17 protein-coding genes and 1 pseudogene are annotated in these 15,274 nt (G+C 58.3%); 11 read left to right on the forward strand and 7 right to left on the reverse strand.

Annotation, left to right across the window (positions count from 1 at the left end; translation table 11 throughout):
- Positions 1-702 precede the first annotated feature (702 nt).
- Positions 703-1,440 (reverse strand): alpha/beta hydrolase, encoded by a 738-nt coding sequence (locus D0B32_RS27880; RefSeq protein ID WP_259295185.1) that lies wholly within the window; start codon positions 1,438-1,440, stop codon positions 703-705.
- Positions 1,441-1,677: 237 nt separating this feature from the next.
- Here D0B32_RS27880 and D0B32_RS32370 point away from each other — a divergent pair, with 237 nt between their 5' ends.
- Together D0B32_RS32370 and D0B32_RS27885 are read left to right on the forward strand one after the other, a co-directional pair.
- The gene (locus D0B32_RS32370) at positions 1,678-1,905 is read left to right on the forward strand and encodes a hypothetical protein (RefSeq protein ID WP_147329574.1); all 228 of its coding nucleotides are present in this window, start codon (positions 1,678-1,680) and stop codon (positions 1,903-1,905) included.
- A gap of 84 nt (positions 1,906-1,989) precedes the next feature.
- Positions 1,990-3,930 (forward strand): PAS domain-containing sensor histidine kinase, encoded by a 1,941-nt coding sequence (locus tag D0B32_RS27885; RefSeq protein WP_117337558.1) that lies wholly within the window; start codon positions 1,990-1,992, stop codon positions 3,928-3,930.
- A 79-nt stretch (positions 3,931-4,009) separates the two neighbouring features.
- On the opposite strand, the gene D0B32_RS27890 is transcribed toward D0B32_RS27885, so the two are convergent.
- The gene (locus tag D0B32_RS27890; protein WP_117337559.1) at positions 4,010-4,519 is read right to left on the reverse strand and encodes a low affinity iron permease family protein; all 510 of its coding nucleotides are present in this window, start codon (positions 4,517-4,519) and stop codon (positions 4,010-4,012) included.
- 205 nt (positions 4,520-4,724) lie between these two features.
- Here D0B32_RS27890 and D0B32_RS27895 point away from each other — a divergent pair.
- Positions 4,725-4,883 (forward strand): annotated as a pseudogene (locus D0B32_RS27895) (FAD-dependent oxidoreductase); the annotation flags it as partial.
- 48 nt (positions 4,884-4,931) lie between these two features.
- Here D0B32_RS27895 and D0B32_RS27900 read toward each other — a convergent pair.
- Positions 4,932-6,011: a catalase family protein gene (locus D0B32_RS27900; RefSeq protein WP_117337560.1), complete on the reverse strand. Its 1,080-nt coding sequence runs from the start codon at positions 6,009-6,011 to the stop codon at positions 4,932-4,934.
- A 192-nt stretch (positions 6,012-6,203) separates the two neighbouring features.
- Positions 6,204-6,761 carry a response regulator gene (locus D0B32_RS27905; RefSeq protein WP_259295186.1) on the reverse strand — a complete coding sequence of 186 codons (558 nt, stop codon included), beginning with the start codon at positions 6,759-6,761 and terminating at the stop codon, positions 6,204-6,206.
- A 422-nt stretch (positions 6,762-7,183) separates the two neighbouring features.
- On the opposite strand from D0B32_RS27905, the gene D0B32_RS27910 reads away from it, so the two are divergent.
- The 8 genes from D0B32_RS27910 to D0B32_RS27945 all read left to right on the forward strand — a co-directional run bounded on the left by D0B32_RS27910 (position 7,184) and on the right by D0B32_RS27945 (position 11,916).
- Positions 7,184-7,516 carry a helix-turn-helix transcriptional regulator gene (locus tag D0B32_RS27910; protein WP_117337561.1) on the forward strand — a complete coding sequence of 111 codons (333 nt, stop codon included), beginning with the start codon at positions 7,184-7,186 and terminating at the stop codon, positions 7,514-7,516.
- Positions 7,513-7,974, forward strand: a complete 462-nt coding sequence (locus tag D0B32_RS27915) for an ArsI/CadI family heavy metal resistance metalloenzyme (RefSeq protein ID WP_117337562.1) — start codon at positions 7,513-7,515, stop codon at positions 7,972-7,974. The genes D0B32_RS27910 and D0B32_RS27915 overlap by 4 nt, the downstream gene beginning before the upstream one ends.
- Positions 7,971-8,486, forward strand: a complete 516-nt coding sequence (locus D0B32_RS27920) for an arsenate reductase ArsC (protein ID WP_117337563.1) — start codon at positions 7,971-7,973, stop codon at positions 8,484-8,486. Before D0B32_RS27915 ends, D0B32_RS27920 begins: the two co-directional genes overlap by 4 nt.
- The gene (gene arsB, locus D0B32_RS27925; RefSeq protein ID WP_117337564.1) at positions 8,479-9,549 is read left to right on the forward strand and encodes an ACR3 family arsenite efflux transporter; all 1,071 of its coding nucleotides are present in this window, start codon (positions 8,479-8,481) and stop codon (positions 9,547-9,549) included. The genes D0B32_RS27920 and arsB overlap by 8 nt, the downstream gene beginning before the upstream one ends.
- A gap of 11 nt (positions 9,550-9,560) precedes the next feature.
- On the forward strand, positions 9,561-9,986 hold the full coding sequence (gene arsC / locus D0B32_RS27930) for an arsenate reductase (glutaredoxin) (protein ID WP_117337565.1): 426 nt from the start codon (positions 9,561-9,563) through the stop codon (positions 9,984-9,986).
- On the forward strand, positions 9,983-10,747 hold the full coding sequence (arsH, locus tag D0B32_RS27935) for an arsenical resistance protein ArsH (protein WP_117337566.1): 765 nt from the start codon (positions 9,983-9,985) through the stop codon (positions 10,745-10,747). Before arsC ends, arsH begins: the two co-directional genes overlap by 4 nt.
- Positions 10,748-10,855: 108 nt before the next feature.
- Positions 10,856-11,302, forward strand: a complete 447-nt coding sequence (gene arsN2 / locus D0B32_RS27940) for an arsenic resistance N-acetyltransferase ArsN2 (RefSeq protein WP_117337567.1) — start codon at positions 10,856-10,858, stop codon at positions 11,300-11,302.
- A gap of 332 nt (positions 11,303-11,634) precedes the next feature.
- Positions 11,635-11,916, forward strand: coding sequence for a hypothetical protein (locus D0B32_RS27945; RefSeq protein ID WP_147329575.1), 282 nt, complete (start codon positions 11,635-11,637; stop codon positions 11,914-11,916).
- 113 nt (positions 11,917-12,029) lie between these two features.
- Here D0B32_RS27945 and D0B32_RS27950 read toward each other — a convergent pair whose 3' ends face one another.
- The 3 genes from D0B32_RS27950 to D0B32_RS27965 all read right to left on the reverse strand — a co-directional run bounded on the left by D0B32_RS27950 (position 12,030) and on the right by D0B32_RS27965 (position 15,111).
- Positions 12,030-12,338, reverse strand: coding sequence for a hypothetical protein (locus tag D0B32_RS27950; RefSeq protein WP_117337569.1), 309 nt, complete (start codon positions 12,336-12,338; stop codon positions 12,030-12,032).
- Between the two features lie 287 nt (positions 12,339-12,625).
- The gene (locus tag D0B32_RS27955) at positions 12,626-12,838 is read right to left on the reverse strand and encodes a hypothetical protein (RefSeq protein WP_117337570.1); all 213 of its coding nucleotides are present in this window, start codon (positions 12,836-12,838) and stop codon (positions 12,626-12,628) included.
- Positions 12,839-13,449: 611 nt separating this feature from the next.
- Positions 13,450-15,111: an ABC-F family ATP-binding cassette domain-containing protein gene (locus tag D0B32_RS27965; RefSeq protein ID WP_117337572.1), complete on the reverse strand. Its 1,662-nt coding sequence runs from the start codon at positions 15,109-15,111 to the stop codon at positions 13,450-13,452.
- Positions 15,112-15,274 lie beyond the last annotated feature (163 nt).

The following is a 15,274-nucleotide window of genomic DNA, read 5'->3' on the forward strand; positions in this document are numbered from 1 at the left end:
CCATGGTACCCGAGCTGCGTTCGACATTAATTGCAGGCCGCTGATTTTCTACGCGGCTGTATAGCTCTTTCCTGCGGTCGCTAGCCTTCAGATTGTGCACAAAGTTTGAGCAAGCGCCGAGCCCGCAATTATTGGCCACGGCGCAAGGCGCATTTCCCTCCACCTGAGGCGGCACGCCGCTTGCTCAACCCACCAAACCTGCTGCGAACCACGCGGCACGCCAATCCACCCGATCGAGCCAATCATGATTGCCACCGAGTCGAACTCCGGTATCTTTGTAATTGACGGCGTAGCCGTGTCTCTCACGTTCTATTCCGACACAAAGGTTTTACGCATGCACAACCGTGCTGGGAGATTTGTACGGGAGTCCCGTTGGTCGGGCTCATGGGACGCGCTCGTCGCCTTGCTCGAGCCAGAAGGCGGATGCAACTACGCTATCGATGCGCGGCCTTCGCGCCGCAAAATTGCATCCGGGGACGCTCTCGTTGCGTGATGAACGCGCGCAGTTACTTCATTTTTCCACCGCCGCAAGTACAGTCGACAATAAGATCGGCCAGACCGAAGAGTTCGTCATTACTTCGTCGAAGTGCCCGGCATCAGGAACCGTTATGACCTTGGCGAAATCGCCCGCGCGATTGGCAGCGGTCGCGTAGCAGCGTGCCAATCGCGGTGGTGCGATCGTGTCGTCGTCACCGTTGATTGCTACAGTGCGGATCCTGCGGGCAGCAGGTCGATAGGCGACGTGTCCGCGAAAACGTCTCGACGGGCTTCGTCAGGTTCGCCCGTGAGCATTTCAGCGCTAACGCCGCACGACCTCCGGATCACGTCTGCATCGTCGCGAAGATCGGGCAAACCGCCCAGGCTCACGACCGCCGGAATCCGCAAGGGGGCGTTCACCCAAAGCGGACTGCTTTCCGGTATTCGACTACGCGACGCCGCCCAAAGCGCCAGTTGCGCCCCTGCTGAGTGTCCCACTGCGACGACGCGCGTCAGGTCGACGTGCAATGTTTCTGCGTTCCGGGTCAATTCGTTGATAGCACTGCTGATGTCGTTATAGGTCCCGGGAAATCCTCCGCCTATTTCATCTACCCGACGGTATTCGATGTTCCACGCCGCAATACCGTGCTGCGCAAATGCCGCAGCCAGCGAGCGGAATTGCGCCAGTCCACCGTATCGGCTTTGCCAGCAACCACCATGAATGAGGATGACCACAGGCGACCGGCCTTTCTTCTCGCCTGATGGCGCGAAAAACTCGGCGCGCTGTGAGGGTGCTGGTCCGTAGGGAAACACCGCGTCGGCGTACGGCCCTTCCGTCGAAAGATAGGTTTGCAGATCGACGGGTTCCGCAATCGCTGCGCAAGCGGTAGTCATTAACAGGGTGCCTAACATTTGAATGGGACGCCTGAGAATAACGGCGGAAGCTTTTGACCAGCTTTTCATTGTTCAATCCAGAGGCACGGCTCATCGTTGGAGAGCATATTGATTGACGCAGGGTCCCGAGTGTAGTGCTTCATGAATCTGGCCGGCCGCAATGTTAGTATCTGCGAGGCAGCGTTCGGGCAAAAGGCCATTCGACTCGACTTGCTCCTGATTCGGCCGCCAGAGAGTCGAGTCAATGCAAACGCGCTGGGTGTACGGTGCCTGGCTTCGAACCGGCTATCCTCAGTGAGCGATTGAATGCGGTTTCAATATAGACGCTGGACGATCAATGCAACTCCCGACATCTCGGACGGCGGATTTCGGGCACACGCGCGTATCTCACCAGGAATGTTGAGCGGTGAAGAATACCTGCCTGTCATCGACCAGGCTGACTTGGGGCATTTCTCGCGCGAGGCTCTCGCAGTCGAACATGCCATTAACTGGGCAATGATCTGGATTGATACCCAGGAGGGCGAGCGGCCCTGATCGCCCGGGCATCGGGGCTCTAGCCAGGGCATCGGCCGGTTCCAGAAACGCCGACCAGTTGTTCCGCCCTTTACTTTCCGCCAGATGAACGAACAATTCCGCGATGGTTCCGAGCCTGAGCAAGATCCCTCTCCCGAGCGCACGGATAGGGAAGTCGCGTGGTACATGAGCCGCGATTTGCTCGCGATTCTCGATCGGCAAGGGATCGTGTGTGACGTCAATCCTGCCTGGCCACACATTCTCGGGCGGCAACCCTCGCACTTTATTGGCCAGCATCTGACGGATCTTGCCGGTCCTGCCGACGTGCAATCCATTAGCGAGGCGCTAGCTTCCCTGAAGGAGGCCGGGGCAAGTGCAGCGTTCGAGGCCCGGGTCAAGGCGTCCGACGACAGCTATCGGTTTTTTAGCTGGTCGGTCACGCTGGTCCGCGGGCAAATTTTCTGCGCGGCGCGTGACATTACGGTCGAGCGCAGACATCAACTGGCTCTGGAAGATTCCCGCGATTTCGCCCGGCTTGCACTGTCGGCGGTCAGCGGCGTGGGCGTATGGACCTACGAAGTGTCAAGCGACTGTTTCTTCTGCGACGCAGCGATTTCTGAGGTCTACGGCATCGATGCAGAGCAGGCCGCTAGCGGGATTCGGCGTGACCATTTCCTCGCGAATGTGCACCCCGACGACCGCGATAGCTTGCGCAATACCATGTCCGGCGGCCTTCTCCACGGCGGCGACCTGGAACTGGAGTACCGCATCTGCCATCCCGACGGTTCTGTCCGGTTCGTTCTTTCCAGAGGGCATACCTACTTCAGCGACGACGGTTTGCCGGTACGGCGGACCGGCGTGGGTATCGACATGACCTCGCAGCGCGAACTGGAGCAGCAACTGCGGCAAAGCCAGAAGATGGAAGCCGTCGGGCACCTGACGGGCGGCATCGCCCATGACTTCAATAATATGCTTCAGGGCGTAATCGGCCCGCTCGAACTGATACAGCATCTTATCGCCCGAGGCAAGCCGGGCGAGCTTGATCGTTTTATTGCCATAGCCGTGTCGTCGGCGCGTCGGGCAGCGGCGCTCACTCACCGGCTGCTGGCTTTCTCGAGGAGGCAGCCTCTCGCACCGCAGTCAGTCAACATCAGGGAACTCATTCCCTCCCTCGATGACCTGATTCGCCAGACAGCAACTGAGAACGTCTCGGTTTCGTTCGTGACTGAAGCGCAACCGTGTATGGTTCGCTGTGACCCGAACCAGCTTGAAAGCGCATTGCTCAATCTCGCCATCAACGCGCGTGATGCCATGCCGAACGGGGGAAGACTGATCATTGCCGCTTCATCGGTCTGGATCAGCGAAGCGGAAGCGCTCTCACACGACGGCGCACATGCAGGACGCTACGTGCGAATCTCGGTCTCCGACACAGGACTGGGCATGACTCCGGACGTGGCAAAACGCGTACTAGAGCCGTTTTTCACGACCAAGGCGGTTGGCCAGGGAACTGGGCTGGGTCTTTCGATGGTCGACGGCTTTGTGCGGCAATCCGGCGGTTTTGTCTCGATCAAAAGCACTGTCGGCAAAGGCACTGAGGTTTCCCTGCTTCTACCGCAAACGGCTGAAGTGAATCGCACGGCCCGCGATTCTGGCGCGAAGATCGGCGCGTTTTCTGAAGGCGCCGGTGAAACGCTACTGGTCGTCGACGACGACGAGACGATCCGGTTGCTTCTCGCCGAGCTTTTCGTGCAGTCGGGTTACAAGGTAATCAGCGCACATGATGGCCCGTCGGGTCTCGCCCTTCTCACCTCTGATGCCCACATCGATCTGCTAGTTTCCGACGTGCGGCTGCCAGGGCTGAACGGACGGCAGATGGCTGACGCTGCGAGGGTGGGGCGACCCGACCTGCCCGTGTTGTTCGTGACCGGATACGCTGAAGAAGCGGCATCGGACGGATTTCTGGATCGGGGCATGCAGATGCTCACTAAGCCATTTTCGATCGAATCGGTTCTTACACGCGTGCGCGGCCTGCTTGGATCACGATAGGCGGCCCGGTTTCTCCGGCTGCGTCTGTATCAATCAGCATCGACGCTTGCCTCGTCAGAAAAATGGGTTGTTCACAGTATCAGCCTTCGACGGTCTTTCTAACGGAGTTCGGAACGACGACAGGCTCGCCACGACCTGCCTCGCCAGATTGCGAAGACAGTCGTAGGTAGGCGGCAGCGAGACTGCGCAGTTCCTCTTCCGATGCATCCTCGATTCCTATCAGGTGATTGTTCGCGGCACGATGCGAAGAAAGCAGTTCATTTAGCTTCAAGTGCAACGCAACGCTATCCTTGTTCTGACTCTGCTGAATCAGGAAGACCATGAGAAACGTGACGATCGTGGTGCCCGTATTGATCACGAGTTGCCACCCGTCCGAAAAATGAAAAATCGGGCCCGTGACGATCCACGCAACCACCGTTAGCACCGCGAGGCAGAATGCTGCAGGAGAGCCCGCCCAACGCGTCACCAGGCTCGCGAACTGGTCAAACAGGCGCGTTAGTGGGTGACGGCCGGCATATGCCGGGCTCGAGGTATCGGGGACGGTGCCCAACTCGTCGGTCGACGAAGGTGCGGAAGGCTTGACGATCATGGCCGACTCCAGAGAAAGATTGTGTCATCGGCGCAATTTTCGTGCCGCTGCCTCTTCACGCCCGTTTCGCCTGCACGGCAGGTGCTACACCGTGCTCGTTCGCCCGGACCATTCCGTTGGCTAATCGACGCTTGTCCAGCGGACCGCCTCCCTGCTGGGCACACCCTTTGCGCGCGCGTCTGGATGCGAATGCGTGGAGCGCAAGATGAAAACACAGTATGTGGATGTCGCCGTAATTGGTGCGGGAACCGCAGGCATGGCCGCGTGGCACGCCGCCACACAAGCCGGCGCGAGCGCGGTACTGATTGAAGCAGGCGCGTTCGGCACGACCTGCGCACGCGTTGGCTGCATGCCCGGTCGAGTCACATGGCGTGACTCATTGAACCCGCAACAAACGGACCTATGCGCGGTGTTATCCGTGCACCGGGCAGCCATTGACGCGCCCCCGGAATTCCGAAGACATTTCATACGCTGGTTTGCGCGCCCGCATGACACCGCCTATGGGTCGATGCGCCGCCAGTCCGTGCCACGGGCTGAAGCTCAGGCCATCGTCGATGGCAGCCGCGCGCGCTTCGGTCCATGCGGGTTGAGGCGCTACACGAATGCGCGCGACCGTCACGTAAGGGCTGTCTTCTTCGGGCCACTCCACCGATGCATCCTCGACCGGCATCTTTTCGATGTCCGTGGCGAGTTGCACGCGTACCTCCCATTCACCCCCCTGCGCGGCGAAAAATTCGTTGACTGCGTCGCGCAACGCGTTCGGATGACCATTGACGTCTAGCGGCGCGCCGGTCAGCGCGGAAAGTTCAGGCGAAACAGGCACGACGCTTAGCTTGGCGAAGTACGGGCCATAAAGGAACGGCACAACCGTGTAAAAGGTCTCGCCGAGGATATGGGTCTCCGCATGGCCGCCGAGACTTTTGAGCGTACCGCTTTCGCCGCCCACGGCTTCGACCACCTTTTCGGCACCGCGTAGCACTGCCGAGAGGACTTTTTTGCCGGTCGGCGCACGGTCGGTGGTCTTGGCGAGGAGTTTGAGACTGGCAAGAAACGCTTTGGGCGTGGCCGCCGTAAAAGCAGGCGCGTTGATCATGACGAAGTCTTGCGTGCGCTCGCTTTCGCTGCCGGGAAGGCGCTCGCCGTCCACGTCCGTAATCTTGAGCGCGAGCCCGCGCGGCGTCGAAACACTGTCGTCGAGGAGGTCGCCCGGATTGGTCGAGAGCCGCATCACAACCCTATGTATGCCCGCTCGTGCGAATACGCCTTGTGCCAGCTCTGGAGGAAGATCGTCCAGAACCGTCAGTTCTCCATCCAACAGGCCGTGACTCTTCGCATGCACGCTACGCACGCCGTGCTGATAATGCTCCGACGTCGTCTCCAGAATGCTGCGCATCGTATCGACCAGTTGACGGGTCGTATCGGCTTCATCCTCGGGAATCTGTTCGAAGGTTGAATCGAACGGCAACGGACGGATCGGCAGAGGCGTAGGCATGAAGGGCTCCGGGGTGTGGGTGGTACACAGGTCTGCGTGTATGCCGCAATGGGCGTGCCCATCCGGTTTGCCGTAATTAATCACACCTCGACCGTAGAGCTCCGTTGCCAGCGCCGCTTCCGCTTTCGACGTGGGCGCCGAAGTGAAAGCCTCGACACGCCGTGTGGATCCGACCGGGGCTAGAACCCGTCTTTATTGCAGAAATGACTTGATTAAATCGAGAAGCCTGGCCAACGGCTGGCCTTTCTGGCTGTAGCCATCGAATTCCGAATCAGACAGGTGACTTCTAACTTCTGCCTCATCGAGCGCCGTGTGAGCAACGATCGCAATGTGACTCGTGCGCTTGTCATTGCGCAACGTCAGCGAGGCTTCGAAGCCATTGCATTCCGGCATCGATATATCCATAAGGATAATCTGTGGCTTCCATTCAATCGCCTTTGCTACCGCCTCGGCGCCGCCGTACGCAACCCGGCTGTCAATGTCCTCTGACATAAGATACGCAGCCATCGCGTCGGCGGCGTTTTTGTTGTCATCAACGACAAGCAACCGCAACTGATGCTGCGTAACGTTAATGGACCGTCCCGTCCAGTTACGGACGGCCGGCCAAACGCGATGTCGACTCATAGAATCCTGGTACTTGAGTTGCAAACTGTTTGCATCGCGCAAAGCGAAGATACGCCTCTCCATCGCAGACTGCGATACGAGCCGAATCGTCAGCAATTTGTGAGCCGCGTCAGGCAGTTCAGGCATATGCGGATCGCTGTAACCTGTGGAATCGCTTCTGTCGGACGTACAACGAACCACATATCGACAAACGGTGTGTCTCTTTCCTGAGAAAAGCGGACGCTCAGGTGGCCGGGCAGCGGTGTGGACGAGTGACTCTTACTGGCCGCACTCTGCCCGTCGGTGACACGCCTTGGTCAACCCACAAGGGACGGTCACAGCCGTTCCCTCGAACGACCGTTCTCAGCGTGATGATGGACAAAATGCGCGGTAACCGAGCGTACCAAGGCTTGTGCATGATTCCGATCAACAGAAGAAGAGCGGAAAGCCAGCGCGACGCCCTCGCGAGCCTGGCTCAAACGTCGCGCGATGGATTTCGACTAGGCACGCTTGTTGTCTACATTTCGATATTTGTTGAAATATAGAATTGGTAGCCTTATCCTTGTCCTATGGACTCAAATCTCGTCGTACGCGCCCTGAGCGCACTTGCACATGAATCCCGGCTCGCGATATTCCGGGCGCTGGTCGTTGCCGGGCCCGACGGCATGTCTGCAGGCGAAATCGCTCAGCGCGTTGGCCTGGTGCCCTCAAGCCTTTCCTTCCATCTGAAGGACCTGTCGCACGCGGACCTTGTAAAAGGCCGCCAGGAGGGGCGATTCATTTACTACTCGGCTAACTTCGATGCCATGAGTGGGCTCATTGGCTTCCTGACTGAAAACTGCTGCGCCGGCGCGCCATGCTCCGCGACAGACAGCACCCAATGTTGCGGAGAATCCTCATGAAGCGCATGCACGTCCACGTCTCGGTCGAAAGCCTTCCCGAAAGCATCCAGTTCTATAGCACGATGTTCGGCGGCGTCGAGCCAACCGTGTTGAGGGAAGACTACTGCAAGTGGGAACTGAAGGACCCGGCAGTGAATTTCGCCATCTCGTTGCGGGGTGCAAAACCTGGGGTTGACCACCTTGGCATTCAGGTCGAGACGGACGAAGAACTCGGAGAGATGAACGCCCGCTTCGCGGCGGCCAATCTGCCCGTACTGGAGCAGGCCGGCACGACCTGCTGCTACGCGAAATCGGACAAGGCGTGGACCGTCGACCCGCAGCGAGTTGCCTGGGAAACGTTTCGGACGCTGGAGACGGCGCCGACATACGGCCAGTCGCGACCTACGGCTGAAGAGCAGTCGTCGGCTGCTTGCTGCGCACCGTCGACGTCGGCCATTAATTTCCGGAGGCACGCATGAGCGAACGCCCCTTCTCTGTGCTCATCCTATGCACCGGTAACAGTGCACGCAGCGTGATGGCTGAAGCACTCTTCGATGTTTTGGGGAAGGGCCGATTCGTTGCATACAGCGCAGGCAGCCACCCGAGTGGCACGGTCAATCCATTCGCTGTTGAACGGTGCGCGACGCTGGGCTACGACACCTCGAAGTTGCGAAGCAAAAGCTGGAACGAGTTTGCGACACCCACTGCCCCACTTATGGATTTCGTCATTACCGTGTGCGACAACGCTGCAGGCGAGGTCTGTCCGCAATGGCGCGGCACGCCAATGACAGCGCACTGGGGATTTGAAGACCCGGGAGCCTTTGAAGGTACAGATGAAGAGAAGCGCAAGGTCTTCGACAAGGTGTTCCGGCAAATCCTGAATCGCGTCAGTCATTTCGCAAATCTGCCGCTTCATGTCCTGGACAGAAATTCGATTCAACAGGAGATGCGAGCAATCGGCGAAAGGCCGGCGTCTGAAACAAATGAATAGCACTGAAAACGTAATTGCGGATCCGCGCCCGGTATCAATCGGCTTTTTCGAGCGCTACCTGACAGTGTGGGTCGCGCTATGCATCGTCGGCGGCATCCTGCTGGGACAAGTCCTGCCCGGCCTCTTTCAGGCGATAGGCGCCATGGAAGTCGCGCACGTGAACATTCCGGTGGGCCTGCTCATCTGGGTAATGATTATCCCGATGCTCGTCAAAATCGATTTCGCGGCGATGTCGCAGGTGAAGAGCCAGTGGCGTGGCATCGGCGTCACGCTGTTCGTGAACTGGCTGGTCAAGCCTTTCTCGATGGCTTTACTGGGCTGGATTTTCATACGGCACGTGTTCGCGGCATGGTTGCCGGCCAACCAGCTGGACAGCTATGTGGCGGGCCTCATCCTGCTGGCTGCCGCGCCTTGCACGGCAATGGTGTTCGTCTGGTCCCAGCTGTGCAAGGGCGACCCGTACTTCACGCTATCGCAGGTCGCGCTGAACGACTCCATCATGATTGTCGCCTTCGCGCCCATTGTCGCGTTGCTGCTCGGACTATCAGCCATCACGGTGCCGTGGGACACGCTCATCACATCTGTTGCACTGTACATCGTCATTCCCGTCATTCTCGCCCAGCTCATCCGGCGTGCGCTGCGCTCCAGGGGTGATAAATATTTCCAACGGGTTGTGTCGGCCCTGGGTCCGTATTCGATTTGTGCCTTGCTGGCGACACTCGTGTTGCTCTTTGCGTTCCAGGGCCAGGCCATCGTGAAAGAGCCGCTGGTAATCGCGATGCTTGCGGTACCTATCCTGATTCAGGTGTTCGTCAATTCGAGCCTCGCTTACCTGCTGAATCGTAAGCTCGGCGTCGCGCACTGTGTCGCAGGCCCTTCAAGCCTCATTGGTGCGAGCAATTTTTTCGAGCTGGCCGTAGCCACGGCCATCAGTCTGTTCGGTTTTGAGTCTGGTGCGGCTCTGGCCACCGTTGTGGGCGTACTCATTGAAGTGCCCGTGATGCTGGTGGTTGTGAGTGTCGTCAACCGCTCGCAGCACTGGTACGAATCCGCCAGGACATAGGAGCACTGCAATTGAACGTCACTATCTTTCACAACCCTGAGTGCGGAACGTCGCGTAACACCCTCGCACTTATACGGAACGCGGGTATCGAGCCCGAAGTCATCGAATACTTGCTGCAGCCGCCGAGCCGCGAGCAACTCAAAGAGATGATTGCAAAGGCGGGACTAACTGTCCGTGGAGCTCTGCGAGAAAAAGGGACGCCCTACGCGGAACTCGGTCTGGTGGCCTCGGGGTTGACGGATGAACAATTACTCGACGCGATGCTTGAGCACCCCATTCTGATAAACAGGCCTTTCGTCATCAGCCCAATTGGGGTGCGCCTGTGCCGGCCGTCCGAGGTCGTACTGGATATTCTGTCCGAACCGCAACGAGGCCCATTCATCAAGGAAGACGGTGAGGTGGTCATTGACGGACAGGGTCGGAGGGTCCGTCGATGACACAGGACATGCCGAGTGTCAGCGCGCCGCATCTGGATGTCCCGGACTTGTCGAAGCTTGAACCACGCTCAGTTTCAGCGCACGCGCCAAGAATTCTGCTGCTCTATGGCTCGCTCAGGTCGACTTCGTACAGCCAGTTGCTGACGCTCGAAGCAGAACGCCTTCTCCGGCACTTTGGTGCGGAGACCCGAGTGTTCGACCCTCACGGCTTGCCTATCGCGGACAGCGTGCCAGCGGACCATCCCAAAGTGGTGGAACTGCGCAAGCTCTCGGAATGGTCGGAGGGGCAGGTGTGGTGCAGCCCGGAGCGACATGGAACGCTGACCGCCGTTTTCAAGAACCAGATCGACTGGCTCCCCCTCGAGCTCGGTGGCGTCCGTCCCACTCAGGGACGGACGCTTGCTGTCATGCAGGTATGCGGGGGCTCTCAATCGTTCAATGCCGTTAACGCGCTTCGCGTGCTCGGGCGGTGGATGCGTATGGTGACTATCCCAAACCAGTCGTCAGTAGCCAAAGCCTGGCAGGAGTTCGACCCTGACGGCCGGATGAAGCCGTCGTCATATTACGACCGGGTCGTGGACGTGATGGAAGAACTCTACAAATTCACTCTGTTGGTCCGCGACCGTTCAGAGTATCTGACCGACCGGTATAGCGAACGCAAGGAAGCGACACCCAATCTGGCGACCAGCCTGGCCGAGGCAGCGATGGCTCATGAAACTGCCGACCGGAATGCAGACGCCGATGATGCTGAAGTTGAATGAGGATGTAAGCCGAATCTTGCCGGCGTCAGTTTCGTGGTACTTCCTAATATGCTCAATAAGCAAAACGGCAGCCAGCGAGTGTACCTCTATCGAACGGGGACCTGAGTCATGGAGATTCGCTTAGCGCGCGAGGAAGATATCGAGACCATCCGGTCCTTGCTGATAGCAGCTAATCTTCCAGCGACGGATTTGAGGAAAGTGTCACTCGCCGCGTTTTTCGTCGGTGACGACGACCCGCAGATGATTGTCGGATGCATAGGATTAGAGGCGTATGACGACGTCGGCTTAATACGCTCTCTCGTCGTTCGGCCGCACGCTAGAAGCGCAGGAATTGGCAAAGCTCTAGTTTCGACGGTTGAAGAAGTCGCGGCGTTGCGCGGAGTGAAAAGGCTCTATCTCCTGACGACAACGGCGCCGCAATTTTTTGAAAGGCACCGATATCAAACGGTCGAGCGCGATTTGGCGCCGGATGCGATTCGAAAAACCACACAGTTCGTCGAACTGTGTCCAGCGTCGGCGACGCTGATGGCTAAATACCTGGATTTTTCAGGATGAAGAACGAATGTCGTCTGTGGCTGATCGCCTTCTTTCGACACGCGGCGATGCGCGATGACTGCCTGCCCAAGCTATTGGTTCCTGTATGTTGGACTATTTCTATACGTACCAGTCAACTGAACATAATTGCGAAGATTCGGATAGTTGCAATCGACGGGCACTTGACTGCTACGTTCACAACAACGTCTTTGTCCCATCTACATGATACTTGTTAGCACTATTGATTTTTTCAATTTCAAAACTGCGAATAGCGTGGCAAGACACTGGATTTTCTTGACGACGTCCCGCGCCGACCTACAATAAAAATCAACTAGCCTCGGTCGCCCGACAAAATGAAGATGCCACTCAGACAGGATTTGCGCGCACAGGCCGAATTGCTCGCTTACCTTGTCATCTCGCAACTTGTAACCCGGCACGCGACTGGGAACTGGATGTCCGTCGAGCACACGGTCGAGTCAGTGCAGATGTGGGCGAAGTCGACCAAACAGGATGGAGATTTGCGACGGCGAGTCATGGTCGCAACTCGCGCATACGATTTTGCCGTGCGTATCGAATCGGATATCCATTTGACGCTCAATGGTAGCGCCGTTGCTTCGATGTTTGATGTCTGCTAACCCGATGGTATAAATAGCGAATCGAAGTGCTCTACGAGGCACGCATCCTCACAAATGCTCTACGCATCTTTCAGCACGGTCACCGCGCTCGCGTGTGGTTCGAATCTCTGCGGCTAAAATCCAGCGAACGCAGCGACAGTGGGACGACCTGTCGCGTCTGTGACATCGACATCACGCTTTAGCTGGACTCCGCCGGCATTGCGCGTATGCATCTCTCCAAGCTGCTTTTCGATTTCGACCAGTTCATGGGCCAAGCCTTGCAATGCATGGAGCTGACACTCGGTGAGGTCACCTGCCGCCATCAAGTACGAAAGGCGACCACGCCAGTAGTCGGCAAGCATAAACTCGGAAGTGCAAGACACCATGGACGCACGCATGATGCGGCCGACATGCACGACGTCGCGCTCAATTACTGGATTCATTTCTATCCTCGGAGTCTCTCAGGTTCCACTTGTTCCTGGGCGTCTTCAGACACCTCTGCGGGCAACTTAATATCAAGGCATTTATGAAGCAACACCTGGCAATCTGAGGATTTCCCTGGCTACAGTCTTCTATCGATGCAACCGTAAAAAGCCGGCTTTTAGCGGTGACTCGCATGTACGCGAACTGACATCGATCCAACTCGACCTGTGAAAAGTCTCACATCGTCTCGTTAGATAAGACGCAGTGCAGCCTCGGTTATGGCCTTTTCGTTTCTTCCCGTGACCCCTCAATACCGACGATGTTTCACGAGCAGCTTCACCGCCGCCAACGTTTCTGTCGCAGCTAGCGTGTCCGCAGATTTGCGCATGTGTCGAATGGCACGTTGTGCTTGCTCGATCGCTTCCACGATGCACTGAAACTCAGCGTCAATTTCGACGAGTTCTCGATCCGTGGCAGGGTCTCCGTGAGCGGGTTTGTAATCGCTTTCTTCGCTGCTCATGATTTATCAGGACGCCAGCGTCTTTCTGGCCAATAACGTAATGCCGTTGTACCGCACCAGCCGGTACCGAATACGTGTTGTCGGACTTAGTTCGTACACCACCGCCCAGCCGATCAGTTCCCTCGCGGCGATGCTGTCGGGCAGACTCCAATACAGTTCGTATCCCTCATCGGTTAGGCGCCGCTCAAGTTCGGACCTGATGAGCCAATCCTTATCTATCCGCTTTTCCCGCGGCTCCCAAGCGAGATATCCTCGTAGGTCACTGGCGACCACATACAAAGCGCCGGACATCTCAATCACGTTGCACCCCGGTTATTTTTGGGCAAATCATAGCAACAGACAATTTCGGGTACCTTAAGGCTTGCTTAAGGTCAGAAAAATTCCGCTCAGCCGGAATCGACCTGCAAGAACAAACACCGAAGGGGGTGTCCGAAAGAACCGATGCTTTTTCAACCGTTGCGGCCGGTGGACACCATAGCTTTGGATGGCCGATATCTGGCATCGGGGGGCGCTAGTCTGCACGATTGCAGGCGCCTTTGACGAACATCCGTGTTTCGACTCACATGCAACGCCCGCCCTCTCCCGTCGGGATGCAAGTCGAGGACGTTCTGCTATGCCGCAGCCTGCTCACGCATGCGACGGGCTTCGTCGCGCAAGAACTGCTGATAATCATCCAGATCACCGTCGAAGGGTTCGACACCGCCTTGGGTGACCAGCCAGAACTCATCACACACGGCGCGCAACAGGGCCCGGTCGTGACTGACCAGCATCACCGTGCCTTCGAATTCGTTCAACGCCATGCCTAAAGCCTCGCGTGTAGCCAGGTCGAGGTGATTGGTTGGCTCGTCCAGCAGCAGCAGATTGGGACGCTGCCACACGATCATGCACAACACAAGCCGCGCCTTTTCGCCGCCGCTCATCGTGCTGACAGCCTGATGAACCATGTCCCCACTGAAGTTGAAGGTGCCGAGGAACGTACGCAGCGATTGTTCGGTGCCACTCTGGCCCGGCGCGCGCATGTGCGGCGGCGTGTCCCTGGCAAGGCGGATCATGTGCTCCATCGGCGTATCGAGCGGCCGCAGCACGTCGAGTTCCTGCTGCGCGAAGTAGCCAATGTTCAGACCCTTGCCTTCGCTGATTTCGCCAGCAATCGGCGCCACTGCATGCGCCACTGTCTTCACGAGCGTGGACTTGCCCTGTCCGTTGGCACCGAGGATGCCAATGCGCTGCCCAGCCAGCACTGACCGGTTGATGCCGCGTACGATGACCGTGGGCGGCGCGCCCGGCGGTGCGTCGGTCGGCGCAGGGTAGCCGAAGCTCGCGTCCAGCATGGACAACAGCGGATTGGGGACGTTCAGTGGCTCCTTGAACTCGAACGTGAACTCTGCGTCAGCAAGCACAGGGGCGATTTTTTCCATGCGTTCGAGCGCCTTGACCCGACTCTGCGCCTGCTTCGCCTTCGAGGCCTTTGCCTTGAAACGATCGATGAATTTCTGCAGGTGGGCGATCTTGTCGGCCTGCCTGGCGACGGCAGCCTGCTGCAGCGCGAGCTGCTCAGCGCGCATCTCTTCGAACTTGCTGTAATTGCCGCCATAACGCACGAGCCTGGCGTTGTCGACGTGCACCGTCACCTGCGTCACCGCGTCGAGAAATTCACGATCATGGCTGATCACTACCAGGGTTCCCTGATAGCGCTTGAGCCACGCCTCAAGCCAGACCAGCGCGTCGAGGTCGAGGTGATTGGTCGGCTCGTCGAGCAGCAGCAGGTCGGAGGGGCACATGAGCGCTCGCGCCAGTTGCAGTCGCATGCGCCATCCACCGGAGAAACTGTTAACCGGTTGGCCAAGCTGCGCATCGCTGAAGCCAAGGCCCAGGATCAGCGCCTGGGCACGTGCTGCGGCATCGTGCGCCCCGGCGTCGTGCAGATCCATGTAGGCGTGCGCCATGCGCATGCCGTCGTCACTGGCCTCTGCGGCGGTTACTTCGGCCTGCGCGGCCAGCAGCATGGTGTCACCCTCGACGACGAAGTCGGTCGCGCTCTGCTCGGTCTCTGGCATCTCCTGCGCGACCTGGCCCATCTTCCACGCAGCGGGAATAGAGAACTCGCCGCTATCTTCGTGCAGCGTGCCGTTGAGAAGGCCGAAGAAGGACGATTTGCCAGCGCCGTTGCGTCCGACAAGACCGATCTTTTCGCCGGGCGCGAAGGTGATGGACGCGCTATCAAGAACGACATTGACGCCGCGGCGCAGCGTAAGATTACGAACGGAAATCATAAGAGGCTACTTCAGAGAGGACTGGCATGATAGCCGACCGGACGTGCACGCCTGTTTCTTTTCTCCTTCAGGCATAGGAGCGCGGCGACCACGGGTGTTATCACGGCCAGTTCGGGCTCTGCCTGCAGCACGCCATTCGCCCGTCCGCGCCCTGCCGGATCTG

It is taken from the genome of Paraburkholderia sp. DHOC27, from assembly GCF_003429005.1.
Lineage (GTDB): Bacteria > Pseudomonadota > Gammaproteobacteria > Burkholderiales > Burkholderiaceae > Paraburkholderia.